Source organism: Elstera cyanobacteriorum, from assembly GCF_002251735.1.
Taxonomy (GTDB): Bacteria; Pseudomonadota; Alphaproteobacteria; order Elsterales; family Elsteraceae; genus Elstera; species Elstera cyanobacteriorum.
Genome location: NZ_NOXS01000032.1, coordinates 350,098 through 375,093, shown reverse-complemented (window position 1 = coordinate 375,093; position 24,996 = coordinate 350,098). Strand labels below are relative to the sequence as shown.

The window sequence follows — 24,996 nt, the reverse complement described above, 5'->3', positions numbered from 1 at the left end:
CGATGGGTCATCGTGAGTTACGTGTAACTCAAGGCATGAAAAACCCCGCTCCAGGGTCATCCCAGAGCGGGGTGAGGCTGGGGGCACCCTATTCCGCCGGTTGAACGCGCGGTTGGGGGTGCCCCTGCGGCAGGTCGGCGGTGGTTTTATCCTCCTCCGGGTCGTCGCTGGGGCCGATAAAGCGGCTGAAGAAGCGCCAGAGGCCCTTCGCCACATCATCCATCAGGCAGAAGACGGCGGGGACGAAGACCAGCGAGAGCAGCGTCGAGACGATCAGCCCGCCAATCACGGCAATCGCCATCGGCGCGCGGAACTCGCCGCCGTCGCCGAAGGCCAGCGCGGACGGCACCATCCCTGCCGCCATGGCAATCGTCGTCATGATGATCGGGCGGGCGCGTTTCCGCCCGGCATCGACAATCGCTTCCCGACGCGGCACCCCGCGCGCGATTTCTTCGACGGCGAAATCGACCAGCATGATGGCGTTTTTCGTGACGATGCCCATCAGCATAAGGAACCCGATGACGACCGGCAGGGAAATCGGCTGCTGGGTGATGAAAAGGGCGAAGATCGCCCCACCGATGGAGAGCGGCAGCGAGAAGAGAATGGTTACCGGTTGCAGGAAGCTGCCGAACAGCAGCACCAGCACGGCATAGACCATCATAATCCCGGCGCCCATCGCCATCGCGAAGCCTTGGAAGACTTCAACCATCACTTCCGCATCGCCGGTTTCCTTAAGCTCCACTCCCGGCGGGAACGTCTTGACCACCGGAAGGGCGCGTACCGCCTCCGTCGCTTCACCCAGGGCAGTATTGCCCACCAGATCGGCTTCCACCGAAACCCGGCGGGCGCGGTCATAGCGGTTGATCGTTGCCGGGCCTTGACCGAAGGCAAGGCTGGCCACCGCCCCCAGCGGCACGGGAGTACCCGAATTGGTCGGCACGGTCAGCGTTTCCAGCAGGTCGATATTGCCGCGCTGGGCCGGGTCGAGCTGCACGCGGATCGGGACTTGACGGTCGCCGACGGTGAACTTTGGCAGGTTGGTCGAACTATCGCCGATGGTGGCGACGCGCACCACTTCCGACAGGGTTTCCGTCGAAATCCCTAAGCGGGCGGTGCGTTCGCGGTCAGGGACGATCCGCATTTCTGGCCGGTCGAGGGCGGCTGTCGAGATAACATTCTCAAGCTGCGGCAGGCTGCGCATTTCGGCAGCGAGGTCATCGGCCAAATCTTCGATCACATTGGTTTCGCCGCCGGTTACCAGGAGGGCGAAGGTGCGCTGCCCGTTTTCATTGATGAACCAGAAGCGCAGATCGGGAATATCGGCAACGATACCGCCGATGGCCGTTTGCAATTGGCTCTGGCTGCGGTTCCGCTGCCCTTTCGGAACGAAATTAACGATCAGCGAGGCTTTGCGGACCTCGTCGCCCTGGCCGAAGATGCGACCACCATCGACGAGGACGGAGCGGACTTCCGGCAGTTCCTTCAGCTTATGGGCGATAAGATCGGCGGTTGCCTCCGCCTCCGCCAGGGTGGTGCCCGGCGTCATCTCCAGCGCCAGGACCGAGCGAGCGGTATCTTCGGCGGGCAGAAAGCCGCTGGGCAGCAGGGTTGAGGAGAAGATCGACAGGCCGAAAATCCCTAGGCCCGCCAGCACCGTTACCCCGCGCCAGCGCACCGACCAGTCGACGAGGCGGGTATAGCGCCGCATCAGCCAGCCTTCGGGCTTTTCAAGATGGGGGGCGCCTTTCATCAGATAGGCCGCCAACATTGGGGTTATCAGGCGGGCAACCAAGAGTGAAAAGAGCACGGCAATCGCGACCGTAATGCCGAACTGCTTGAAGTATTGCCCAGCGATCCCGCCCATGAAACTAACCGGGGCGAAAACGGCGACAATGGTCATGGTAATGGCGATCACCGCCAGTCCGATTTCATCCGCCGCTTCCATCGCCGACCGATAGGGCGATTTACCCATATGGCGGTGCCGAACGATGTTTTCGATTTCCACGATGGCATCATCGACCAGAATCCCCGTCACCAGCGTTAGAGCCAGCAGGCTGACGAGGTTGAGTGAGAAGCCGAGGGCGTCCATGATCCAGAAGGTCGGCAACACCGAGAGCGGCAGCGCGAGACAGGTGATGATCGTCGCCCGCAGGTCGCGCAGGAAGACGAAGACGACCAGCACCGCCAGCACCGCGCCTTCGATCAGCGTGCTCATCGCCGAGTTATAATTGCCGACCGTATAGGTCACATAGCTGTCGATCAGGTCGAGGCTGACGTTCGGATATTTCGCCCCCAGGGACGCAATCTTGGCTTCGACGGCCTTCGCCACTTCGGCGTCACTGGCGCCTTTGCTGCGGTAGGTGCTGAAGGCCACCACCGGTTTACCGTCCAATCGGGCAAACTTGCGCGGTTCGGCAAAACTATCGGTGATCGTCGCGACATCCGATAGGCGCAGCAGCATACCGCTGTTCAGCATCAGCGGCGTTGCGGCCAGATCGGCCAGGGTTTTCGCCCCGCCGAGGGCGCGGATGGATTGCTCACGCGCCCCAACCTCGCTTCGCCCGCCGGCAAGATCGATATTCACGGCGCGCAGGGCGCGGGTAATATCGGCGGCGGTGACGCCCAGGGCGAGCATGCGGTCCGGGTTCAGGGTGACCTGGATTTCGCGGGTGACACCGCCGATCCGCTCGACCTGCCCAACGCCCTTAACACTTTGCAGTTCGCGCGCCACCACGTCATCGACGAACCACGACAGTTCTTCGGGCGTCATAGCGGGGGAGGCGGCGGCATAGGTGACAATCGGCAGGCCCACCACGTCGATCCGTTCGACAATCGGCTCGTCAATGGTGCGCGGCAGATCGGCGCGGATGCGGGCAATAGCGTCCTTCGTATCGTTCAAGGCGCGGTCGCTGTTCACTTCCAGGCGGAATTCGATGGTGGTGACCGAGCGGCCATCGGTGAGGGTCGAGACGATATGCTTGACGCCGGTGATGCCGGAAATCGAATCCTCGACCTTCTTCGTCACCTGGGTCTCCAGTTCCGACGGGGCGGCGCCGGTCTGGGTAATGGTGACGCTGATGACCGGAAAATCGATATTGGGAAAGCGGGTGATCGGCAGCTTCTGGAAGGAGACGATGCCGAGCACCATCAGCACCAGAAACAGCATCAGCGACGGGATAGGGCGGCGGATTGCCCAGCCGGAAATATTCATGGACATGCAGTTATTCCCCGATCGATCCGGCGTTCAGCACGGCTTCAAGCGCCACCGGCTGCGGGCGTACCCGGTCGCCCTGGCGTAAGAAGGTTCCGGCTTTGGCAATGATTTCATCGCCTTCGGCAAGGCCGCTCAAAATCTCGATCAATCCGCCGCCGCGAATGCCAGTCTGAACCGTGCGGGTTTCGATCTTACCGTCCTTGGCAATCTGTACCGTGACTTTCGGCCCGAATTGCAGGGCGGCAGCGGGGGCGACGAGGGCGGATTTTTCAGCGGTGATGACTGTGCCGCGCGCGAAATTCCCCAGCAGTGCCGGGGCACCGGAGGGCAGGGCGATACGAACGGCGCCCAGGCGCGTCGTGGCATTGACGGTGGGGGACAGTAAGCGCACCTGGCCTGCGACCCGCTGCCCATCCGGCAGTTCGATGTCGGCGCGTTGGCCGACGCGCAGTTGCAAGAAACGCGCTTCCGGCACATCCCCCGCCACATCCAGCGCCCCATCGGCGATAATGCGGAACAGCGGATCGGCGCCGTTTGAGGTTTGGGCGCCCAGTTTGGCGGTACGCTTGCTGACGACCCCGGCGGCGGGGGCTTTTACGTCGGTTCGGCCCAGGCGAATGCGCACTTCGCGGATCTGCGCTTCATTCTCGATCCGCTGTGCCTCGGCGATTCTGAGGCCCGCCTGGGTCGTGCGCGCCGTTGCCGTGCGCTGATCGAGCTGTTCTTGGGAAGCATTGCCGGTTTGGCGCAGGGCTTGGCTGCGCTTCAGCGCGGCTTCGGCCTCGGCCCGGCTGGCGTCGGCCTGATTGATCCCGGCGTTCAGGCGGCTTTGCGCGGCCTCCAGCCGGGCGAGTTCGGCTTGTAGCGTATCGCGCGACAGGCGGGCGAGCACTTGGCCTTTCTCCACCCGGTCGCCCTCTTCGACCAGGATTTCGACAATGCGCAGGTTTTCGATTTCGGGCGAGACCAGCACTTCTTCACGGGCAACGATGCTGCCCGTCACGGTGACGCGGGAGATGATGTCGCGCTTAGCCGCTGTGACGGTGCTGACCGTCGGCGGCTTTGGCCCAGCGTCCTGCGCCAGAGCACCAGCACTGAGCGAGAGGGCGAGCGCACCCGCCAAAGCGGTGCGCAGGGGGCGGGCGGAAAAAATCATGCGGGACATGCGAGGGGGGTATCCGTGGTCGAGGTCAGAAGCTGCTGGCGGACCAGCGCGAAAATCCGGCGGATGCTGTTCCGGTGGTCAAGATCGGGGCGGAGGGTCGCCCGCCAAAGAATGCCGTCGCCGAGGGCGGAGAGAAGGTCGAAGATCGTGTCGATATCGCCGTGCGGCTTGATACGCCCTGCGTCCACCGCGCCGACCACCGTGGCGCGGATCATCGCTGTGAAAGCATCGTCCGTCTCGGTCATCAGTTTGGCGATATCGGGGTTGCGCAGGGCTTCCGCCCCGATTTCGAACATCAGGGCGCGGCGTTCGTGCGGTTCGACGCAGGCGTAATGCACCAGCATATCCTCCAGCGCCTCCAGAATATTCGGCGCATTCTCGACCTCGATCAAGGCGGCTTTGATCTCATTACGGTCTCGTTCGCAGAGACCGGCGATCAAAGCAACCTTCGAGGGAAAATAGAGATAGAGCGTGCCGGGGCTGATACCAGCTTCCCGGCAGATATTCTGCATGCTCGTGCCGTGAAACCCGTCGCGGGCAAAGGCCCGTTCGGCGGCTTCCAAAATAGCTTGGCGGCGGCTTTCCAAGCGCTTAGGGGGGAGTTTAGGCATAAAACGAATATTCGTTCGTTTTTTGGCGTTGTCAAGCCCGCGCCAGAGATGGCGCTGGATATTGCCGCTTGCCTGGGGTATGACTCAGGAGAAATAACCCTTAGGGAGAATCCCGATGAGTGTATCGAGCATCGCCGGCGCCGCTGTGAGTTTGACCAAAGCGTCGCTCAATCTCGACATCGCGATTGAAACTTTCAAGATGCAGGCCGACGCCGAACGTTCCATCGTTGGGCTGATCGATGCTTCGATGCAGGCGGTGAAACAGGCGAATGCGTCTAACGGGCAGTTGGTCGATACGACCGCATAAGCGGACCGTTGCGGGTTAAGTCTGAAGACCGGAAAGCGGCCAGCCTTTTGGCCGCTTTTTTTATGTGACCTTTTGCGCCCTAGGCAAAATCGTCCTGCTAGCGGGGGGCTTGCACCTTTGCTAAGGTAAGCGCGAAGGCTTATCAGGGGGTTAGCGGGCGGTGGTCAGTTTTTACCTGAAAACCGGCATTTTCAAACAGGCCGCGGCGCTGGCGGTGCTGCTGATGGCTGCCGGAACCGCCCAGGCCCAGATCCCCAGTAATCAGATCCCACCGAAGGGCGTGAATAAGGTCGTGCGCACGCTGCTGCCGTCGTGGCAGGTCGGCGACGTTGACAAGAAGCTCAGCCGTTTATGTTCCTTCGGGCGCTTCAATCAGCGTGTGCCGTATAAATATTCCGGCCATTTTCAGGGGCCGAATGGCGCGGCCCTGGTTGGCGGTGCGAAGGGGGACGGGCTGAACCTTTTTGACCCGACCGGCGTGCGGCAGCGCGATCACGACTATTGGTTCTACCGCGACCGGACGAGCAACTGCATCGTCTATTCCGCCAAAGTAAAACCCGAACAATCCGCCATTCAGCCGCAACGTCCCTAGTCTATCGGTCTGCTGCGTTCTGACATCCCGGCCTTGGCATCGGGAAATGTTAAGAATAGGGGACAGAGGGGTTGCTTTGGGATATGGTTGTGGACATGTTCCGCCGCCACCACGCGCTCAGGGCGGAACCCCGGGGGGGACGGGCGAGGAGTGAACGTGCTGGGGCCGGACACAAACACAGTGGAACAGGCGCTTCCCGGGGGGCGCGAGCCGACGGGGGACGATATCCCGGTCACCAGTGTCGGCCATTTGCTGCCGGGACAGCGCATGTCCTGGCTGGGCAGCGCCTCGCTTCAGGTCAAACTCGCGCTGATCGTTGTGCCGGTGATGGTGCTAGCGCTCTGCATGCTGCTGATCGTCTTGATGACGTCGGCGGCGGAAGATGGGCTGAAGGCCCTCGGTACCCGCGCCACCGTGACGACCGATGTGCAGGTGCAGGCGCTAAGCCAACCGCTGTGGGAACTGAATTCGCCGCAGATTACCCGGATTGTCGATACGCTGTCGCAGGATCCCGATATCGTTGGGGCGCGGCTGCTGGATGAGACGGGGAAATTCGTCCACGGCTTCGGACGGCTGGACGGTACCGATGTTATTACCGTTACCCGCGTCGTGCCGCATCCGGTGGCGCGCGACGCCGTACCCTTAGGGCAGTTGACCGTTGCCGTCTCGCAGGTCTCGCTGAACGAAACTCTGCGTACGCAGCTTCTGTCCGCCGGGGCGGCGATTGCGGTCGGGGCGGTGCTGATGATCGGTGCCGTTTTTCTGTCGTTACAGCAATTGGTATTCCGTCCGCTGCGGCTGATGCTGCGCGCCATCGAGCGGATCGAGAACCGCGAATGGCCGACCGTACGATGGGAAAGCAACGATCAGCTCGGCGTCGTCGTCTCGGCCTTCAACCGCATGGTCAAGACCCTGCGGTCGAACGAGCGCGAGTTGCGCGAAGCCATGCACGCGGCCGAAGCGGCAGCCCGGGCGAAGGACGAGTTTCTCGCCAATGTTAGCCATGAGTTGCGCACGCCGTTGAATGCCATTCTTGGCTTTTCCGAAGTGCTGAAGTCGGAAATGTTCGGCCCGCTGGGGTCCGACCGCTACCGCGCCTATGCGGGGGACGTGTTTACGTCGGGCACCCATCTGCTTGAAATTATTAATGATATTCTGGATTTGTCGAAGGTCGCCGCCGGTAAGTTTGAGTTGATGGAGCAGGCGTTCGATATAGATCATGCCGTCGATTCGTGCGCGCAATTGATGCGCGACCGAGCAACGACCGCAAAACTCTCGCTGCATACCGATATTCCGTCGCACCTACCGCAACTCTATGGGGATGAGCTGCGGATAAAACAGATCATTATCAACCTGTTGGGCAACGCCATTAAGTTTACGCTGCCCGGCGGGCAAGTCTGGGTGGCGGCGAAGCTGCGGGAGGATAGCGGTCTCGACTTGATTGTTGGCGATACGGGGATCGGCATGCGGCCACAGGATATTCCGAAAGCCCTTTCGGCCTTCGGGCAGATCGAAAATGTCCTCAGCCGCTCCCACCAGGGCACGGGCTTGGGGCTGCCGCTGGTGCAGGCGTTTTGCGAAATGCATCAGGCCAAGCTGACCATCGATAGCTCCCCCGGCGTCGGCACCATCGTCACTGTCGCCTTTCCAGCCAATCGGGTGCGCCCACAATGACCCCGACCTTGACCGGTCTCGACCATCTGGTTTTGGCGGTGCGCGATATGGCGGCGAGCCTCGATTTTTATTGCCGTGTTCTGGGGTGCGCCGAGGTGACCTTCGGCGCTGGACGCAAGGCGGTCGCCTTCGGAACGCAGAAAATCAATCTCAAGGTCTGGACGCCGGATCTCGCGACAACCCCGTGCGAGGCGCGGGTGCCTACCGTGGGGGCGGGCGATCTTTGTTTTTTGACCGAAACCCCCCTCCCGGTCTGGATCGATCATCTAACCGCCCAGGGCGTTGCCATCGAACAGGGGCCGGTGGAGCGCACGGGGGCACAAGGGCCGATCCTATCGGTTTATTGCCGCGACCCGGATGGGACGCTGATTGAGATTGCCACACCCCTGTTAAGCAAGGCAGGTTAGGGCGGTCTTTTTTGGCGATTGAAGAGTTTTTTATGTCCGATCCTGCGCTCTCCGGGGCTATGCACTGCCCGCCCGGCACCCCGATTGCCGATTGCCCAACGGGGGCACCGGCGATCCGCGTGCTCGCCATGCCTGCCGATACCAACCCGGCGGGGGATATTTTTGGCGGGTGGCTGCTCTCCCAGATGGATATTGCCGGGGCGACCGTCGCCGTCGAGCGGTCGGGTGGGCGCGTCGTGACCATCGCCGTTGAAGGTATGAGCTTCCTGAAGCCCGTCCACGTCGGCGATCTCGTCAGCTTTTACGCGGCGATTGAGAAAGTCGGTCGCACCTCGATCCGCGTGCGGATTGATGCCTGGGCCAAACGCGGCCGCACCGGCACCGAAGAGCGGGTGACCGAAGGCGTCTATACCTATGTTGCGATTGATGAAAGCCGCAAATCCCGCCCGATTCCGGCCCGCTAACCCTTGGGCGGTTGCCGCTGGGCGCTGCCACCTCTATAGTCGCGGCCACTTTAGGTTTTCGGTCTTGGAAAGCGCGTAAGATATGCTGCAAGCGATGCGTGGCCGTGGCGCCACTTGGGTTGCCCGAATTCTCTTTTCCCTGCTGGCGCTCAGCTTTTTGGGATGGGGGATCACCGATTATCTGCGTCCGGCCACCCCTGGCACGCAAACGGTGCTGACGGTCGGCGACCGCAAGCTGAACGGGATGGAGGTCCAGCGCCTCCTTGGTCCGCAGCTCGACCAGTTACGCGCCATGTTCGGCGGCATTGACCGCGAGCAGGCCAAGCGCTTCGGCCTGGTCGATCAGGCGATGGATCAGCTTGTCGCCCGCCTGACTATCGATCAGGAAGCCGCCAAACTGGGGCTGCTGACTTCAGACGATGTGCTGCGCCAGACGATCCAGACCAACCCGGCCTTTGCCGCCGCCAATGGCCAGTTCGACCGGGCGCGGTTCGCGGCAGTGTTGGCGCAGGCGGGCTACACGGAAGCGGGCTTCCTGGCGCAGTTGCGGGGTGATCTGTCGCGCGCGGCGTTGACGATTGCCGTCGCCTCTGGGGCTGACGTGCCGGACGAGGTGATTTCCCGCCTGCTGACCTATCGGTTGGAAAAGCGTGCGGCGGAGTATGTTTACCTCGACCCGGCGGCTGCCCCGGTACCTGCGGCGCCGAGCGAAGAGGCATTAGCCACCTTCCATAAGGATAATCCCGCACTGTTCACCGCGCCGGAACGCCGGGGCGGCAAGCTGCTGGTGCTCGATACGGCGGCGGTTGTCGATCAGGTAAAGATCTCCGACAAGGATCTGCGCGATGCGTTCGAAACCCGGATCGAAGAGTTTCAGCAGCCGGAACGCCGCCTGATCGAACAAATGCTGGTGAATGACGAAGCCGCCGCGAAGGCCGCTGCCGAGAAGATCAACGGCGGTGCAGAGTTTGCCACGGTCGCCGTCGAAGCGGGCCAGTCTGCCGATAGCATTGCCCTGGGCGAAATCACGAAGGCCGATCTGCCCGATGCCGCCTTGGCCGATGCCGCCTTCGCCGTGCCGCAACCGGGTGTCACTGCGCCGGTGAAAACCGCTTTTGGCTGGCACCTGCTGCGGATCGTCTCGATCACGCCGGGCGTCGATGCCAATTTCGAGACGGCCAAGCCGATCTTGGAAGCGTCGATCCGACAGGACCGCGCGCTCGACCTGATCTTCGAGCGGTCGAATAAAATTGAAGACCTGCTGTCGGCGGGTGGATCGCTGGACGATGCGGCTGCGGCCACGGGCGCGCGCCTGACCGATCTACCGCCGGTGGATCGTCGCGGGCTGACCGCTGCCGGAACCCCGGGCCTTGCCGAGGAATTTCCGGGGCGTCCGCAGGTGCTGACCACGCTGTTTGCGACGGAAACCGGCAAGTCGAGCCGCCTCATTGAGGTGAAGGGCAATAATAGCTTCCTTGCCGTTCGCGTGGGCGAGATCGTTGCTGCCGCCGTGCAACCCTTCGACACCGTGCGCGATGCGGTGCTAACAGCCTGGACCGACGCCCAGAAGGATAAGGCCCTGGCCGATCAGGCTGAAACGCTGGCGAACGCCGTGCGCGGCGGGAAGGCGCTAGCCGATTTGGTTCCGGCGGCCCGCACCAGCGCCCCCTTTGACCGGCGCGGGTTGCTGGCGCCCGATCTGCCCCCGGCACCGACCGTGCAGACGGGGCTGTTCGACGCGCCTGCCGTTGGGGCGGTCGTGACGGGCAAAGCTGGGAGCGGCTATATCGTTGCTCGACTGGCGGCGATTACCCCGCCGAGCGCCGAGGAAGCCGAGGCGGCCCGCACCGCGCTGAAGGGCGAGTTGACCGAGCAGGCGCGCAACGATGCCATCGCCGCCGTCCGCCAGGCGCTACAAAACCGCTATAAGGTTAGCCAGGACCGCGCCGCGCTCGATAAGCTGTTCTAACCGCGATGCGGGCGGTCGCGCTTATCGTCGCCGGGGGGAGCGGCAGCCGCTTTGGGGGGCCGGTTCCGAAACAATATCGGCGGCTCGCTGGGGTTCCCGTCCTGCGGCGGACGGTGGAAACCTTCCTGACCCATCCGGCGGTTGGCCGGGTGCAGGTGGTCATCCGGGCCGAGGATGCGGCGCTTTATGCCGACGCCGTGGCGGGCCTTGACCTGCCGCCACCGGTCATCGGTGGGGCAGACCGGCAGGAGTCGGTGCGGCGGGGGCTGGAGGTCTTGGCTGGGGTGGACGTGGTCTTGATCCAAGACGCCGCGCGCCCCTGCGTTCCCGCGCCGGTGATTGATCGGGTGCTGGCAGCGGTGCAGCCGGGGGCGGGGGCGATTGCCGCACTCCCAGTAGCCGATACCTTGTGGCGCGGCCCCGATGCGGTCTGCGACACCCTGGTCGATCGGCAAAACCTATGGCGCGCCCAGACGCCGCAGGGCTTTATGCTCGCCGATATTCTGGGCGCCCACCGCGCCGCCCGAGGCCAGGGGCTGACCGACGATGCCGCCGTCGCCACGGCAGCAGGGCTTAAGGTTCATCTGGTCGAGGGCAGCCCAGTATCGGCAAAAATCACGACGGAGGCGGATTTGACCGAGGCCGAAACGCGGCTGCGCCAAAACCTGACCGATATTCGGGTTGGCACTGGTTTCGACGTCCATGCCTTTGCTGATGGCGATTCCGTCACCCTTTGTGGGCTGACAATTCCCCATACGTGCGGGCTTGCCGGGCATTCGGATGCCGATGTGGGCCTGCACGCCCTGACTGATGCGATCCTGGGGGCGCTAGCGGCGGGGGATATCGGCCAGCATTTCCCGCCCAGCGATCCGCGCTGGAAAGGCGCCGACTCGGCCCAGTTTCTTCGGCATGCCGCCAATCTTGTTGCCGCGCGCAGCGGGGTGATTGCCCATACCGATGTGACTTTGATTTGCGAACGCCCAAAAGTCGGCCCGCATCGGGCTGCGATGCAGGCGCGGGTGGCTGAGATTCTGGGCATTGCCTTGGATCGCGTGAGCATCAAGGCGACAACGACTGAAAAACTCGGTTTTACCGGGCGGGAAGAGGGGATTGCGGCGCAAGCCGTCGCCACCCTCCGCCTGCCAGAATAGGAGATTCCTGCCCGTGTCCTCCCGCCTGCCGCCGGGTATGCCCTGGTATCATCCTGTTGCTCTGCTCTCCACTTGGTTTGGATCGGGCCTTATCCCCTTTGTCTCCGGCACTTGGGGCTCGCTGGCGGCTTTGCCGTTCGCCGCCGCGATTGCTTGGTTTATCAGCCCCTTGGCCCTTATTCCGGCGTCGCTTCTAGTGTTTTTTATCGGGATTTGGTCCAGCAAGCGCTATGCCGAGGCGTTGGGGAAAGATGATCCGTCGCCAGTGGTGATCGACGAGGTGGCGGGCCAGTTCCTCACCCTCTCCATCGTTCCGCTTGATCCGGTTCTGTACCTGGTTGGGTTTTTGCTGTTTCGTCTCGCCGATATTGTGAAGCCGTTTCCCGCCAATTGGGCCGATCAGAAGCTGGAGGGCGGGCTTGGTATCATGCTCGATGATTTGATCGCCGGGGCCTACACGGCGGTTGCCCTATGGATGATCGACAAATGGGTGATTTGACCGGTCTGGCAACGCGGGTGCTGGCCGCGGCGCGGGCCAAGGGGCTACGGCTGGGGACGGTCGAAAGCTGCACGGGTGGCTTGATCGCCGGTGCGCTGACGGAGATTGCTGGATCAAGCGATGTGGTCGAAGGCGGCATCGTTACTTATTCCAATGATCTCAAGACGTTGTTGGTCGGCGTTCCGGCGGAAACCCTGGCGGCACACGGCGCGGTTTCGGCTCAGACGGCGGGGGCGATGGTCGGCGGGCTGCTGGCGCGCGTGCCGACGGTCGATCTTGCTGTTGCCGTCACGGGGATCGCCGGGCCGAGCGGCGGGTCGGCAGAGAAGCCGGTAGGGCTGGTCTATTTGGCCTGCCAACGCCGAGGGAACGCCGTCCAGGTGGAGCGCCAGATTTTCCCCGGTGACCGGGCCGAAATTCGCCGCGCAACGGTCAACCGCGCTTTGCAGATGCTGCTTGAACCGCTTGAAACCTAAGAAAAATTGAAAGGGGAACGCCGATGTCTGCCTTAAAGCCCTTGATCGCCGGAAACTGGAAGATGGTCGGTCTGCCCGCCGATCTTAAGTCTTTTGCCGACGCGATGCGTGCCTGGAGCGGCGGCAGCCGGGGCGGTCTGCTGATCTGCCCGCCCGCAACCCTGCTGGCGGCGGCGGTTCAAGCCTTCGATGGGCTACCGATTGCGGTCGGTGGGCAGGATTGCCATGCCAAAGCCTCCGGTGCCCATACCGGCGATATTGCTGCGCCGATGATCGCGGCGGCGGGCGGGACATTCGTGATCGTCGGCCATTCGGAACGCCGCGCCGATCATGGCGAAACCGATGCGCAGGTGAAAGCTAAGGCGGAAGCCGCGCTTGCGGCCGGGCTGACGCCGATTATCTGCATCGGCGAGTCGTTGGCGCAGCGGCAGGCCGGGGAAACCCTGGCCGTCGTTGAAGCCAGCCTGCGCGGCTCCTTGCCCAGTGGCGATCTTGCCCGCGTCGTCGTGGCTTATGAACCCGTTTGGGCGATTGGCACCGGACTAACGGCGAATGCCGACCAGATTGCCGAAGTACATGCCCATCTGCGCAAGGTGCTGCTGTCCATCGACGGGACGGGGGCAGCGGTGAAGCTGCTCTACGGCGGGTCGGTGAAGCCCGGCAATGCGGCGGAAATTCTGGCGACGCCGGATGTGAACGGCGTGCTGGTCGGCGGGGCCAGCCTTGTTGCGGCGGATTTTCAGGCTATCGCGTCGGCCTGTCCGGCGTAAGCGTCGAAACCGCGCATCAGAACTTCGACATTTGCCTCTGGTAAGCGGCGCCATCCGGCGCTAAATACCTCCCCATCCTAGCGGCACGGACGCGTGCCGCGCGCTTTTGGTTGAGACTGTTCATGCTACAAACCATTCTGCTGGTCATTCATCTCGTGCTTGCCGTGTTTCTGGTGGGGATCATTTTGATCCAACAGAGCGAGGGCGGCGGCTTGGGTATTGGCGGCGGGGGCGGCGGCGGTTTCATGACGGCGCGCGGCACGGCGAATTTCCTGACCCGGACGACCGGTATTTTGGCGGGTGCTTTCATGGTGACCAGTCTGGTGTTGGCGATCCTCGCCAGCAGCGGCGCCCCGGAGCGCAAGTCGATCCTGGATGTTCCGGCCGCCGCGCCGGTCGAAGCCCCGGCCCAGCCGAGCGTGCCGCTCGCCAAGTAAAGTTTCGGGTTCATCGATGGTTTTCATGGCCCCCTCGCGGCCCATAGCGGCGGGGGGCCTTTGATTTTGCGAGAAGGCAGGAGCGGGGAATGACGCGCTTTATCTTCATCACGGGCGGGGTGGTTTCTTCGCTGGGTAAGGGCATGGCCTCGGCGGCCTTAGGGGCGCTGCTGCAAGCGCGCGGCTTTAAGGTTCGCCTGCGCAAGCTCGATCCCTATTTGAACGTCGATCCGGGCACCATGTCGCCCTATCAGCACGGCGAAGTCTTTGTGACTGACGATGGGGCGGAAACCGACCTCGACCTCGGTCATTACGAACGCTTCACGGGCGTTTCGGCGCGCCGGTCGGATAATGTGACCACGGGCCGCATCTATTCGGACGTTTTGGCCAAGGAACGCCGGGGCGACTATCTGGGCGCGACCATTCAGGTCATTCCCCACGTGACGGACGGGATTAAGAATTTCATCCGCTCCGACCTGACTGACGAAGACTTCTGCCTCGTCGAAATCGGCGGCACGGTGGGGGATATCGAAAGCCTGCCGTTTATCGAAGCCATTCGCCAGTTTGCCAATGAAATCGGGCGCGAACGCTCGCTGTTCGTTCATCTGACGCTGGTGCCCTATATCGCGTCGGCGGGCGAGCATAAGACCAAGCCAACCCAGCATTCGGTGAAGGAGCTGCTGTCGGTCGGGATCCAGCCGGATATTCTGCTGGTGCGCTGCGACCGGGTGATTCCGCCCGATGCTCTGCGCAAAATGGCGCAGTTCTGTAACGTCAAACCGGGCCGCGTCATTCCGGCGATTGACGTGGATACCATCTATCAGGTTCCCATCGCCTACCATCAGGAAGGCTTTGACCGCGAGGTTCTGAGTTATTTCGGCCTCGAACATCGCTCGCAGCAGCCGGACCTGTCGAAGTGGCAGCATATCGTCAGCCGCATCCGCAACCCGGAAGGCCAGGTGACGATTGCCGTTGTCGGTAAATATACCGCGCTGATGGATAGTTATAAGTCTTTGGCGGAAGCGCTGACCCACGGCGGCATCGCCAATAACGTCAAGGTTAAGCTGCAGTGGGTCGATGCCGAAATTTTCGAGCATGAAAACCCGACCCCGAAGTTGGAAGGCGTCGATGGGATTCTCGTCCCCGGCGGGTTCGGCGAGCGCGGCAGCCAAGGCAAGGTCGAAGCCGTGCGCTTTGCGCGCGAGCATAAGATCCCCTATTTCGGCATCTGTTTCGGCCTGCAAATGGCGGTGATCGAAGGCGCGCGCAATGTTGCGGGGCTTGCCGATGCGTCCTCGACGGAATTTGGCGAAACCGCTCAGCCGGTCGTCGGTCTGATGACCGAATGGGTCAAGGGCAATAGTGTCGAAACCCGCGACGATAAGGGCGATTTGGGCGGCACCATGCGCCTTGGCGCTTATCCGTGTGTGCTGGCGAACGACAGTAAGGCCCGCGAAGCCTACGGCGTGCCGCTGATCCAGGAACGCCACCGTCATCGCTACGAGGTGAATATCACCTACCGCGACCAGTTGGAAAAAGTCGGCTATCGCTTTACCGGCATGTCACCGGATAACGAGTTGCCGGAAATCGTTGAATATCTCGATCATCCTTGGTTCGTTGGTGTGCAGTTCCACCCGGAACTCAAGTCGCGGCCTTTCGATCCGCACCCGCTATTTACCGCTTTCGTGAAGGCTGCGGTGCAGCAAAGCCGGATCGTGTAACGGAGACACCCCATGACCCATCGGATTGCCTTTAGCGGTTCAGCGCCCTTCGTGGTTGCCAATGATGCGCCATTGGCGCTGATCGCCGGACCCTGCCAGATCGAAAGCCGCCAGCACGCGCACGAAATAGCGGCGGCACTGGTGGAGATCACTGGACGGCTTGGGATGGGGCTGATCTATAAATCCTCCTTCGATAAGGCCAATCGCACTTCGGTCGCGGCCCAGCGCGGGGCGGGGATCGTGGACGGTCTCGATATTCTGGCGGATATCCGCCAGACCTTCGGTTGCCCGGTGTTGACCGATGTGCACGAGCGGGAGCAATGCGCGATTGCCGCCCAGGCCGTCGATGTCCTGCAAATTCCGGCCTTCCTGTGCCGCCAAACCAATCTTTTGGTCGCGGCGGGGGAAACCGGCAAGCCGGTCAACGTGAAGAAGGGCCAGTTCCTCGCCCCCTGGGATATGAAGAACGTCGTGGCGAAGATCGCCGCCACCGGCAATCCGCACGCGATGGTCTGCGAGCGCGGGGCGTCCTTCGGCTACAATACCCTGATTTCCGATATGCGCGGTCTGCCGGTGCTGGCGGAAACCGGGCAGCCGGTGGTGTTCGACGCGACCCATTCGGTGCAACAGCCCGGCGGGCAGGGTGCAACCTCCGGCGGGCAGCGGCAGTTCGTGCCGACCCTGGCGCGCGCGGCGATTGCCGTTGGGGTTGCGGCGGTTTTCATCGAAACCCATCAAGACCCGGACCGCGCCCCCTCCGACGGGCCGAACATGGTGCCGATCGATAAGCTGGAAGCGCTGCTGGCCGATCTTCAGGCCTTCGACCGGTTGGCCAAGGCCCGAGGGGTCATGGAGTACGGAATCAATTGACTACAGCGCGCAAACGGGGCCACAACGGCCCCGTTTTCGTGTCGGCTTAACGACCCGTTCCCAACGAAAGGAAGCGTCCGCAATGTCTGCCATTACCGACATCCACGCCCGCCAAATCGTCGATAGCCGCGGCAATCCGACGGTCGAAGTGGAAGTCTATCTGGAAACCGGCGCCTTTGGCCGCGCCGCCGTGCCCTCGGGCGCCTCGACCGGTACCCACGAAGCGGTGGAACTGCGCGACGGCGATAAGTCCGTCTACGGCGGCAAGGGCGTGCTGAAGGCCGTGGACGCCGTTAATACCGAAATTTACGACGCGCTGGTCGGCGAAGAAGCCGAAGAACAGATCGCCATCGACAATCTGCTGATCGATCTCGACGGCACGCCGAACAAGAGCCGCCTGGGCGGGAACGCTATCCTCGGCGTCAGCCTCGCGGTTGCCCATGCCGCGGCCGATGATAACGGCCTGCCGCTCTATCGCTACGTCGGCGGTGTTTTCGCGCGCACCCTGCCGGTGCCGCTGATGAACGTGCTGAACGGCGGCGCCCATGCCGATAATCCGCTCGATTTCCAGGAATTTATGATCGTCCCGGTCGGCGCCCCCAGCCTGTCGGACGCCGTGCGCATGGGCGCCGAAGTCTTCCACGCGCTGAAGAAGCAGTTGAAGGACAAGGGCTATGCCACCAACGTTGGCGATGAAGGCGGTTTTGCGCCGAACCTCGCCAATGCCGATGATAGCCTTGGGTTCATCATGAAGGCCATCGAAGCGGCGGGCTATAAGCCGGGCGACGATATTGCCCTGGCGCTCGACTCCGCCTCGTCGGAATTCTTCAAGGATGGCGCCTATAAGCTGGAAGGCGAAGGCAAGACCCTCGACGCCGCCGGGATGGTCGATTTCTACGCCGACCTCTGCGCCCGCTACCCGATTATCTCCATCGAAGATGGTATGGCCGAAGACGATTGGGCGGGCTGGAAGCTGCTGACCGACCGTTTGGGCGGTAAAGTGCAGTTGGTCGGCGACGATCTCTTCGTCACCAACCCGAAGCGCTTGGCCGAAGGCATCGACAAGGGCGTCGGCAATTCGATCCTGGTGAAGGTTAATCAGATCGGTACGCTGACCGAGACCCTGGAAGCCGTGGAAATGGCCCATCGCGCGGGCTATACCTCGATCCTCTCGCACCGTTCGGGCGAAACCGAGGATGCGACCATCGCCGACCTCGCGGTTGCCACCAACTGCGGCCAGATCAAGACCGGCTCGCTGTCGCGCTCGGATCGCATGGCGAAGTACAATCAACTGATCCGAATCGAAGAGCAGCTCGATAGCAGCGCCCGTTATCCGGGCCGCGCCGCGTTTAAGCAGCGCTAAAGAGTGAGGAGGGGGCTGACGTCAGGTCAGCCCCTTCTTTTCGAATATTTTATATCGACTCGATATATGAATTTTTGAGTCTGGACTCGTTTCTGAGATAATCCTGTTGACCCACTGACTCTCTTATGATTCTTTCGAGTCATGGCTGTCCTGACCATCCTGAAGCGCAAAGCGCATACCGTGGTCGCCCCGTTGCTCGGGGCCTCCTTCGTCGCTTATTTCGCCTATCATGCGGTGCATGGTGATCGGGGGTTGTTGGCCTATCTGCAAGTACAACAGGAAATCCGCAAGGCGGAGATTACCCGCGACCTCATTCATGCCGAACGTGAAACTTTGGAAAAGCGGGTCGCGCTGATGCGGCCGGATCAGCTCGATCCTGACCTTTTAGAAGAACGCGCGCGAGTCCTATTGAATTTTGGCCGGAAGGATGAAGTGCAGATCATGTTGCAGCGCCCGCAGAGCCTGCCCCCTGAAATCACAACGAATTAAGCCTTTGGCTTTTGCAACTGCGAAATAGACTGTTAACCACCTTCAAGATGACAATCGATTTCTCGTGAAATTACAAGACCTTGCGACGCTTGCAAGCGCGGTGGGACCGGGTTAGACAGGGAGCGATAGGGCGTTTTTTTGCCCCTTGATTGCGTCTCCCGACACCAGGAGGTCCATAGTATGACGACCGCCAAGCGCGCATCCAAAACAGCGGGAGGGGCGAACGCCGCCGCACCCGAGCCTTCGGCTGAAGTTTTGTTGAAATATTATAAGGACATGCTGCTGATCCGCCGCTTTGAAGAAAAGGCCGGGCAGCTTTATGGCATGGGCCTGATCGGCGGTTTCTGCCATCTCTACATCGGCCAGGAAGCGGTCGTGATTGGCATGCAGGCGGCGCTGACGCCGGAAGATGCGGTGATCACCTCCTACCGCGATCATGGCCATATGCTCGCCTGCGGGATGGACCCGCGCGGCGTGATGGCGGAACTGACTGGGCGCATCGGCGGCTATTCCAAGGGGAAGGGTGGCTCAATGCACATGTTCTCCAAGGAAAAGAATTTCTACGGCGGTCATGGTATCGTCGGCGCCCAGGTGCCGCTGGGCACCGGCATCGCCTTCGCGTTCAAGTACAAGGGCCAGAACAATGTCTGCGCCGCCTATATGGGCGATGGGGCGCTGAACCAGGGCCAGGTGTACGAAAGCTTCAACATGGCAGCGCTGTGGAAGCTGCCGGTGATCTACGTCATCGAAAACAATAAGTACGCGATGGGCACGTCGGTGCAGCGGTCGGCGGCAGGGCAGGAATTGTTCCGGCGCGGCGCGGCCTATGGGATCCCCGGCGAAGCCGTGGACGGCATGAGCGTCATCGCCGTGCAGGAAGCCTCGCAGCGCGCGGTCGAACACTGCAAGGCGGGCAACGGCCCCTATATCCTCGAAATGAACACCTACCGCTATCGCGGTCATTCCATGTCCGACCCGGCCAAGTATCGGACGAAGGAAGAGGTGAGCAAGATGCGCGAGCAGCATGATCCGATCGATCAGCTCCGTGCACTCATTCTGGACGGCGGCCATGCCGACGAAGCGGCGCTGAAGGAAATCGACCGGGAGATCAAGGACATCGTTACCGATGCCGCCGAATTCTCGCAGTCCAGCCCCGAGCCGGATCCGTCCGAACTCTACACCGATGTTCTGATCGAGGCCTAAATCATGGCAATTGATATTCTAATGCCGGCCCTGTCGCCGACCATGACCGAAGGCAAACTGTCGCGCTGGCTGAAAAAGGAAGGCGACAGCGTTAAGCCGGGCGATGTGCTGGCCGAGATCGAAACCGATAAGGCGACGATGGAAGTCGAAGCCGTCGATGAAGGCATTCTGGCCAAGATCACGGTGGCCGAGGGCACGGAAAATGTGGCGGTGAATACCATCATCGCCGTGCTGATCGAAGAGGGCGAAAGCCTGTCGGATGCGCCGAAGGCCGCCCCGGCCCCGGCAGCCGCCCCGGCGTCCGCGCCCGTTGCCGCCCCGGCAGTGATCTCCGCCGCGCCGGTGGCCCCGGTGGCCGCCGAACCGGAATGGTCCGGTCCGACCAAGACCCAGACCGTTCGCGAAGCCCTGCGCGACGCGATGGCCGAAGAAATGCGTGCTAACGACGCCGTCTACCTGATGGGCGAAGAAGTGGCAGAATATCAGGGGGCCTATAAGGTTTCCCAAAACCTGCTGCAGGAATTTGGCGCCCGCCGGGTGATCGATACGCCGATCACCGAGCATGGGTTCGCTGGGCTTGCCGTCGGCGCGGGCTTTATGGGCCTGAAGCCGATTGTCGAATTCATGACGTTCAATTTCGCCATGCAGGCGATTGACCAGATCATCAATTCGGCGGCGAAGACCCTCTACATGTCGGGCGGGCAGATGGGCTGTTCTATCGTCTTCCGCGGCCCGAACGGGGCGGCGTCGCGCGTCGGGGCCCAGCATAGCCAGTGCTATGCCTCTTGGTACGCCCATTGCCCCGGCCTGAAAGTTGTCGCGCCCTATAGCGCTGCCGATGCTAAGGGCCTGCTGAAGTCGGCGATCCGCGATCCGAACCCGGTCATTTTCCTTGAAAATGAAATCATGTACGGCGCCTCCTTCGAAGTGCCGGATACCGACGATTGGATCGTTCCCATCGGCAAGGCCAAGGTCGTGCGTCCGGGTAAGGATGTGACGATCACCGCCTTCTCGATCACCGTGCGCCATGCGCTGGCGGCGGCGGAAGCCCTGTCGGCCCAGGGGATCGAAGCGGAAGTCATCGATCTGCGCTCCATCCGCCCGCTCGATATGGACACGATCCTCGCCTCGGTCGCCAAGACCAACCGCTGCGTGACGGTGGAAGAAGGTTGGCCCTTCGCCGGGGTCGGCTCTGAAATCGGCATGCAGATCATGGAGCAGGGCTTCGACCTGCTGGATGCCCCGGTGGCGCGCGTAGCCGGCAAGGATATTCCGCTGCCCTATGCCGCCAATCTCGAAAAACTCGCCCTGCCGAGCGTGGACGATATCGTCCAGGCGGCGCGGGCGGTCTGCTACCGTTAACGGGGGCGCGCCATGCCAATTCAAATCCTGATGCCCGCCCTGTCGCCGACGATGACCGAGGGTAATCTCGCCCGCTGGCTCAAGAAGGAAGGCGACGCGGTGAAAGCGGGCGACGTGCTCGCCGAGATCGAAACCGATAAGGCGACGATGGAAGTCGAAGCCGTCGATGAAGGCACTTTGGGCAAGATTCTGGTCGCCGAAGGCAGCCAGGGCGTGAAGGTGAATGAACCCATCGCCCTGCTGCTGGAAGAGGGCGAGTCGGCCTCTGCCCTATCGGCGCCGGTTGCAGCGGCTCCGGCCCCTGCGGCTGCCCCGGCTGCGGCAGCGCCTGCTTCGGCTCCTGCGGCGGCGGCTCCTGCCGCCGCCGCGGTGTCGCACGGCGCGCGCACGATCGCCAGCCCGCTGGCCAAGCGTTTGGCCGAACAGGCCGGGATCGACCTGGCGACCGTTAAGGGCACCGGCCCCAACGGGCGGATCGTCAAGGCCGATGTGGAAGCCGCTAAGGCGCGCGGTCCGGTTGCGGCGGCGGCCCCAGTCGCGGCGGCCGCCCCGGCCCCGGCGGCAGCCCCCGCAGCGGCCCCGAAAGCCGCGCCCGCCCCGGTGCAGACCTTCGGGCTGCCGGCCTTCGATCTGGTGCCGCATTCCTCGATGCGCAAAACCATCGCGCGCCGCCTGACCGAAGCGAAGCAGAATGTGCCGCATTTCTACCTGACGGTGGACGTGGGCCTCGATGCGCTGCTGAAGCTGCGTACCGACCTGAATGTGCGCGGCGAAAAGTCTGGGGTGAAACTGTCGGTCAACGACATGATCATCCGCGCCTCCGCCCTCGCCTTGAAGAAGGTTCCGGGCGCGAATGCCGCCTGGTCGGACGAAGGGTTGATGCAGTTCAAGGGCGTCGATATCGCGGTTGCGGTGTCGATCCCGGGTGGGCTGATCACGCCGATCATCCGCGATGCCGATAAGAAAGGCCTCGCCGAAATCTCTGCGGAGATCAAGGATCTGGCCGCGCGGGCGAAAGCCGGGAAGCTGAAGCCGGAAGAGTTCACCGGCGGCACCTTCTCCATCTCCAACCTCGGCATGTTCGGGATTCGCGAGTTTGCGGCAATCATCAACCCGCCGCAGTCCTGCATCCTCGCCGTTGGCGCGGGCGAACAGCGGCCGGTGGTGCGCAATGGCGCGCTGGCGGTGGAAACCCAGATGAGCTGTACCCTGTCGGTCGATCACCGCGTGGTCGATGGTGCGCTGGGGGCGGAATGGCTGCAAGCCTTCAAGGGTCTGGTCGAAGATCCGCTGTCGATGATGTTGTAAGGGGACGATCATGGCTGACACCAAATTCGATCTGATCGTCGTCGGCGGCGGACCGGGCGGCTATGTCGCCGCGATCCGCGCCTCGCAGCTTGGTATGAAGGTTGCGCTGGTCGAGCGCGAGCATCTGGGCGGCATCTGCCTCAATTGGGGCTGTATTCCGACCAAGGCGCTGCTGCGGTCGTCGGAAATCTTCAACTTCATCAAGCACGCCAAGGACTTTGGGCTTGAAGTGAAGGGCGAAGTTTCCGCCGTTCTGCCGAAGATTGTGGAACGCAGCCGCAAGGTTGCAGGCCAGCTTTCCGGCGGCGTGAAGGGCCTGTTGAAGAAGAACAAGGTTACCGTCTTCGATGCCTTCGGCAAGCTGGCGGGCAAGGCCGGGGCCGACCGCAAGGTGGCGCTGGTCGGCAAGGATGGGGCAGCGACGGGCGAGATCACCGCGCCGCACGTCATCCTCGCCACCGGGGCACGGGCGCGCGTGCTGCCGGGGTTAGAGCCGGATGGCAAGTTCATCTGGACCTATAAGGAAGCCCTGGTTCCCGATGTGATGCCGAAGTCCTTGCTGGTCGTTGGGTCCGGCGCCATCGGCATCGAATTCGCCAGTTTCTTCCGCACCTTGGGCGCCGAAGTGACCGTGGTGGAGATGGTGGACCGGATTCTTCCGGCGGAAGACGAAGAGATTTCGGCCTTCGCTAAGAAGAGCTTCGAGAAGCAGGGGATGAAGATCCTCACCGGCGCGGTGACCAAGGGCGTGACCAAAGGCGCGACGAACGTCACCGTGACGGTGGAGCAGGGCGGCAAAACCCAGCAGATCACCGTCGATCGCGTCATCGTCGCCGCCGGGATCGTCGGCAATGTCGAGAATATCGGCCTTGAAGGCACGGCGGTGAAGGTCGAGAAGACCCATGTGGTCATCGACGATCATTGCCGCACCGGGGAGCCGGGCGTCTATGCCATCGGCGATCTCGCGGGGCCGCCGTGGCTGGCCCATAAGGCGAGCCATGAAGGCGTGATCTGCGTCGAAGCGATTGCTGGTAAGCATGTGCATCCGCTCGATACCAGCAATATCCCAGGCTGCACCTATTGCACGCCGCAGGTGGCTTCGGTCGGTCTGACCGAAGCCAAAGCCAAGGCGGCGGGCTATCAGGTGAAGGTTGGGCGCTTCCCCTTCATCGGCAACGGCAAGGCGATTGCCTTGGGCGAGCCGGAGGGCATGGTGAAGACCGTCTTCGACGCCAAGACCGGCGAGCTTTTGGGCGCGCATATGGTCGGGGCGGAAGTGACGGAAATGATCCAGGGCTATACGATTGCCCGGACGCTCGAGTCGACGGAAGCGGAACTGATGCACACCGTCTTCCCGCATCCGACTTTATCGGAAATGATGCACGAGTCGGTACTGGACGCCTACGGTCGGGTGATCCATTTCTAAAGCGTGTGAGGAACACGGCAGGCATGACGGTGGGGCGCTTGCCCTACCGTCATCCAGCCGTTAAGACGCGGGCATCGCACCGCGAGGGGATATGATATGACCGATAAGGCTGCCGCCGCCGCGCTTCGCCATCCCGAAAAGGCGCATAAGCCGGATAATCCGATCCAGCGCAAGCCGGACTGGATCCGTGTGAAAGCCCCGGTCTCTCAAGAATATAACCAGACCCGCACGATGATGCGGGATCTGAAGCTGAACACGGTTTGCGAGGAAGCGGCCTGCCCGAATATCGGCGAGTGCTGGGCCAAGAAGCACGCGACCGTGATGATTTTGGGCAATGTCTGCACCCGCGCCTGCGCTTTCTGCAATGTTGCGACGGGCCGCCCCGATAAGCTTGACCCGCACGAGCCGGAGCATGTGGCCGAAGCCGTGTCGCGTATGGGCCTATCGCACGTGGTCATCACGTCGGTCGACCGCGACGATCTCGACGATGGCGGCGCCGATCATTTCGCCCGCGTTATCCGCGCTGTTCGCTTAGGATCACCGACGACGACCATCGAAGTGCTAACCCCGGATTTCATGCGCAAAGACGGCGCGATTGAAACCGTGGTCGAAGCCCGACCCGATGTGTTCAACCATAATCTCGAAACCGTGCCGCGCCTTTATCCCAGCATCCGCCCCGGCGCGCGCTACTTCCATTCGCTGCGTCTGCTGTCGGAAGTGAAGCGGCTCGACCCGTCGATCTTCACCAAGTCCGGCATTATGGTCGGCCTTGGGGAGAGCCGAGAAGAGATTTTGCAGGTGATGGACGATCTGCGCGCGGCGGAAGTTGATTTTCTCACCATCGGCCAATACCTCCAGCCAACGCCGAAGCACGCGGCGGTGGACCGGTTCGTGACGCCCGACGAGTTCGCGAGCTACAAAACCCTCGCCTACGGCAAGGGCTTCCTGATGGTCGCATCCTCGCCGCTCACCCGGTCCTCCTACCATGCGGGTGAGGATTTCGAGCAGATGCGGGCCGCGCGGGACGTGCAATTGGCGAAGGCATCGGCGTAATCCCCGATGCCCACCCACGCCGAACGGCGCGTGCTGCCGTATACGCAGCAGCAGCTTTACGATTTGGTTGCGGATGTGGCGAAGTACCCGGAGTTTCTACCCTGGTGCCTCGCTGCCCGCATCCGCGAAAAGACCGACGCCCATATCCGCGCCGATTTGATCATCGGCTATAAGCTGGTGCGCGAACGCTTTACCAGTAATGTGGCGCTAAACCCGGGCGCCTTCCGCATCGATGTGGCCTATGCGGAAGGGCCGTTTAAATATCTCAACAATCATTGGATGTTCCACCCCGTTCCCGAAACGCCGGGCGCGACGGAGTTGGATTTTTTCGTGGACTTCGAGTTCCACAATAGAATGCTGCAAAAGATTATCGAGACTTTGTTTAACGAAGCCGTGAAACGCATGGTGGCGGCCTTCGAGGGTCGGGCGCGGGCGCTGTATGGCTGAAAGAGGGGAGAAGGCGGA

At 62.3% G+C, this 24,996-nt stretch carries 24 protein-coding genes; 21 read left to right on the top strand and 3 right to left on the bottom strand.

Annotation, left to right across the window (positions count from 1 at the left end):
• Positions 1-88: 88 nt before the first annotated feature.
• Genes CHR90_RS10960 through CHR90_RS10950 form a run of 3 tightly spaced genes read right to left on the bottom strand, consistent with a single transcriptional unit; the run spans position 89 to position 4,990 of the window.
• Entirely contained in the window at positions 89-3,217 is a 3,129-nt protein-coding gene (locus CHR90_RS10960; RefSeq protein WP_094409032.1) for an efflux RND transporter permease subunit, read from the bottom strand.
• Between the two features lie 4 nt (positions 3,218-3,221).
• Positions 3,222-4,379 (bottom strand): efflux RND transporter periplasmic adaptor subunit, encoded by a 1,158-nt coding sequence (locus CHR90_RS10955; RefSeq protein ID WP_094409031.1) that lies wholly within the window; start codon positions 4,377-4,379, stop codon positions 3,222-3,224.
• Positions 4,367-4,990 (bottom strand): TetR/AcrR family transcriptional regulator, encoded by a 624-nt coding sequence (locus CHR90_RS10950; RefSeq protein WP_094409030.1) that lies wholly within the window; start codon positions 4,988-4,990, stop codon positions 4,367-4,369. Before CHR90_RS10950 ends, CHR90_RS10955 begins: the two co-directional genes overlap by 13 nt.
• 115 nt (positions 4,991-5,105) lie before the next feature.
• On the opposite strand from CHR90_RS10950, the gene CHR90_RS10945 reads away from it, so the two are divergent.
• The 21 genes from CHR90_RS10945 (at position 5,106) to CHR90_RS10845 (ending at position 24,978) form a co-directional block, all read left to right on the top strand.
• Positions 5,106-5,297, top strand: coding sequence for a hypothetical protein (locus tag CHR90_RS10945; RefSeq protein WP_094409029.1), 192 nt, complete (start codon positions 5,106-5,108; stop codon positions 5,295-5,297).
• A gap of 160 nt (positions 5,298-5,457) precedes the next feature.
• Positions 5,458-5,889, top strand: coding sequence for a hypothetical protein (locus tag CHR90_RS10940; protein WP_094409028.1), 432 nt, complete (start codon positions 5,458-5,460; stop codon positions 5,887-5,889).
• Positions 5,890-6,045: 156 nt separating this feature from the next.
• Positions 6,046-7,563, top strand: a complete 1,518-nt coding sequence (locus CHR90_RS10935) for a sensor histidine kinase (protein WP_141210928.1) — start codon at positions 6,046-6,048, stop codon at positions 7,561-7,563.
• The gene (locus tag CHR90_RS10930) at positions 7,560-7,970 is read left to right on the top strand and encodes a VOC family protein (protein WP_094409026.1); all 411 of its coding nucleotides are present in this window, start codon (positions 7,560-7,562) and stop codon (positions 7,968-7,970) included. The genes CHR90_RS10935 and CHR90_RS10930 overlap by 4 nt, the downstream gene beginning before the upstream one ends.
• Before the next feature lie 59 nt (positions 7,971-8,029).
• Positions 8,030-8,434 (top strand): acyl-CoA thioesterase, encoded by a 405-nt coding sequence (locus tag CHR90_RS10925; protein WP_094409025.1) that lies wholly within the window; start codon positions 8,030-8,032, stop codon positions 8,432-8,434.
• Between the two features lie 82 nt (positions 8,435-8,516).
• On the top strand, positions 8,517-10,403 hold the full coding sequence (locus CHR90_RS10920; protein WP_094409024.1) for a peptidylprolyl isomerase: 1,887 nt from the start codon (positions 8,517-8,519) through the stop codon (positions 10,401-10,403).
• 5 nt (positions 10,404-10,408) lie between these two features.
• Positions 10,409-11,554, top strand: coding sequence for a bifunctional 2-C-methyl-D-erythritol 4-phosphate cytidylyltransferase/2-C-methyl-D-erythritol 2,4-cyclodiphosphate synthase (locus CHR90_RS10915; protein WP_094409023.1), 1,146 nt, complete (start codon positions 10,409-10,411; stop codon positions 11,552-11,554).
• Between the two features lie 13 nt (positions 11,555-11,567).
• Positions 11,568-12,053, top strand: coding sequence for a phosphatidylglycerophosphatase A family protein (locus CHR90_RS10910; RefSeq protein ID WP_229671445.1), 486 nt, complete (start codon positions 11,568-11,570; stop codon positions 12,051-12,053).
• Positions 12,041-12,529, top strand: coding sequence for a CinA family protein (locus CHR90_RS10905; protein WP_094409021.1), 489 nt, complete (start codon positions 12,041-12,043; stop codon positions 12,527-12,529). The genes CHR90_RS10910 and CHR90_RS10905 overlap by 13 nt, the downstream gene beginning before the upstream one ends.
• Before the next feature lie 23 nt (positions 12,530-12,552).
• Complete coding sequence (tpiA, locus tag CHR90_RS10900) at positions 12,553-13,299, top strand: triose-phosphate isomerase (protein WP_094409020.1); 747 nt, start codon at positions 12,553-12,555, stop codon at positions 13,297-13,299.
• Between the two features lie 122 nt (positions 13,300-13,421).
• Complete coding sequence (gene secG, locus CHR90_RS10895; protein WP_094409019.1) at positions 13,422-13,736, top strand: preprotein translocase subunit SecG; 315 nt, start codon at positions 13,422-13,424, stop codon at positions 13,734-13,736.
• Positions 13,737-13,825: 89 nt separating this feature from the next.
• Positions 13,826-15,457 carry a CTP synthase gene (locus CHR90_RS10890; RefSeq protein ID WP_094409018.1) on the top strand — a complete coding sequence of 544 codons (1,632 nt, stop codon included), beginning with the start codon at positions 13,826-13,828 and terminating at the stop codon, positions 15,455-15,457.
• A 12-nt stretch (positions 15,458-15,469) separates the two neighbouring features.
• Positions 15,470-16,327 (top strand): 3-deoxy-8-phosphooctulonate synthase, encoded by an 858-nt coding sequence (gene kdsA / locus CHR90_RS10885; RefSeq protein ID WP_094409017.1) that lies wholly within the window; start codon positions 15,470-15,472, stop codon positions 16,325-16,327.
• 82 nt (positions 16,328-16,409) lie between these two features.
• Positions 16,410-17,690, top strand: a complete 1,281-nt coding sequence (gene eno, locus CHR90_RS10880; protein WP_094409016.1) for a phosphopyruvate hydratase — start codon at positions 16,410-16,412, stop codon at positions 17,688-17,690.
• Between the two features lie 141 nt (positions 17,691-17,831).
• Positions 17,832-18,179: an FtsB family cell division protein gene (locus tag CHR90_RS10875; RefSeq protein WP_170941373.1), complete on the top strand. Its 348-nt coding sequence runs from the start codon at positions 17,832-17,834 to the stop codon at positions 18,177-18,179.
• A gap of 180 nt (positions 18,180-18,359) precedes the next feature.
• The gene (gene pdhA, locus CHR90_RS10870; RefSeq protein ID WP_094409015.1) at positions 18,360-19,382 is read left to right on the top strand and encodes a pyruvate dehydrogenase (acetyl-transferring) E1 component subunit alpha; all 1,023 of its coding nucleotides are present in this window, start codon (positions 18,360-18,362) and stop codon (positions 19,380-19,382) included.
• A gap of 3 nt (positions 19,383-19,385) precedes the next feature.
• On the top strand, positions 19,386-20,744 hold the full coding sequence (locus CHR90_RS10865) for a pyruvate dehydrogenase complex E1 component subunit beta (RefSeq protein WP_094409014.1): 1,359 nt from the start codon (positions 19,386-19,388) through the stop codon (positions 20,742-20,744).
• Positions 20,745-20,756: 12 nt separating this feature from the next.
• A complete protein-coding gene (locus CHR90_RS10860) occupies positions 20,757-22,052 on the top strand; it encodes a pyruvate dehydrogenase complex dihydrolipoamide acetyltransferase (RefSeq protein WP_094409013.1) in 1,296 nt (431 codons plus the stop codon).
• A 10-nt stretch (positions 22,053-22,062) separates the two neighbouring features.
• Positions 22,063-23,478 carry a dihydrolipoyl dehydrogenase gene (gene lpdA / locus CHR90_RS10855; protein ID WP_094409012.1) on the top strand — a complete coding sequence of 472 codons (1,416 nt, stop codon included), beginning with the start codon at positions 22,063-22,065 and terminating at the stop codon, positions 23,476-23,478.
• Positions 23,479-23,574: 96 nt separating this feature from the next.
• On the top strand, positions 23,575-24,531 hold the full coding sequence (lipA, locus tag CHR90_RS10850) for a lipoyl synthase (protein ID WP_094409011.1): 957 nt from the start codon (positions 23,575-23,577) through the stop codon (positions 24,529-24,531).
• 6 nt (positions 24,532-24,537) lie between these two features.
• Positions 24,538-24,978, top strand: a complete 441-nt coding sequence (locus CHR90_RS10845; protein ID WP_094409010.1) for a type II toxin-antitoxin system RatA family toxin — start codon at positions 24,538-24,540, stop codon at positions 24,976-24,978.
• The last annotated feature ends 18 nt before the right edge of the window (positions 24,979-24,996 follow it).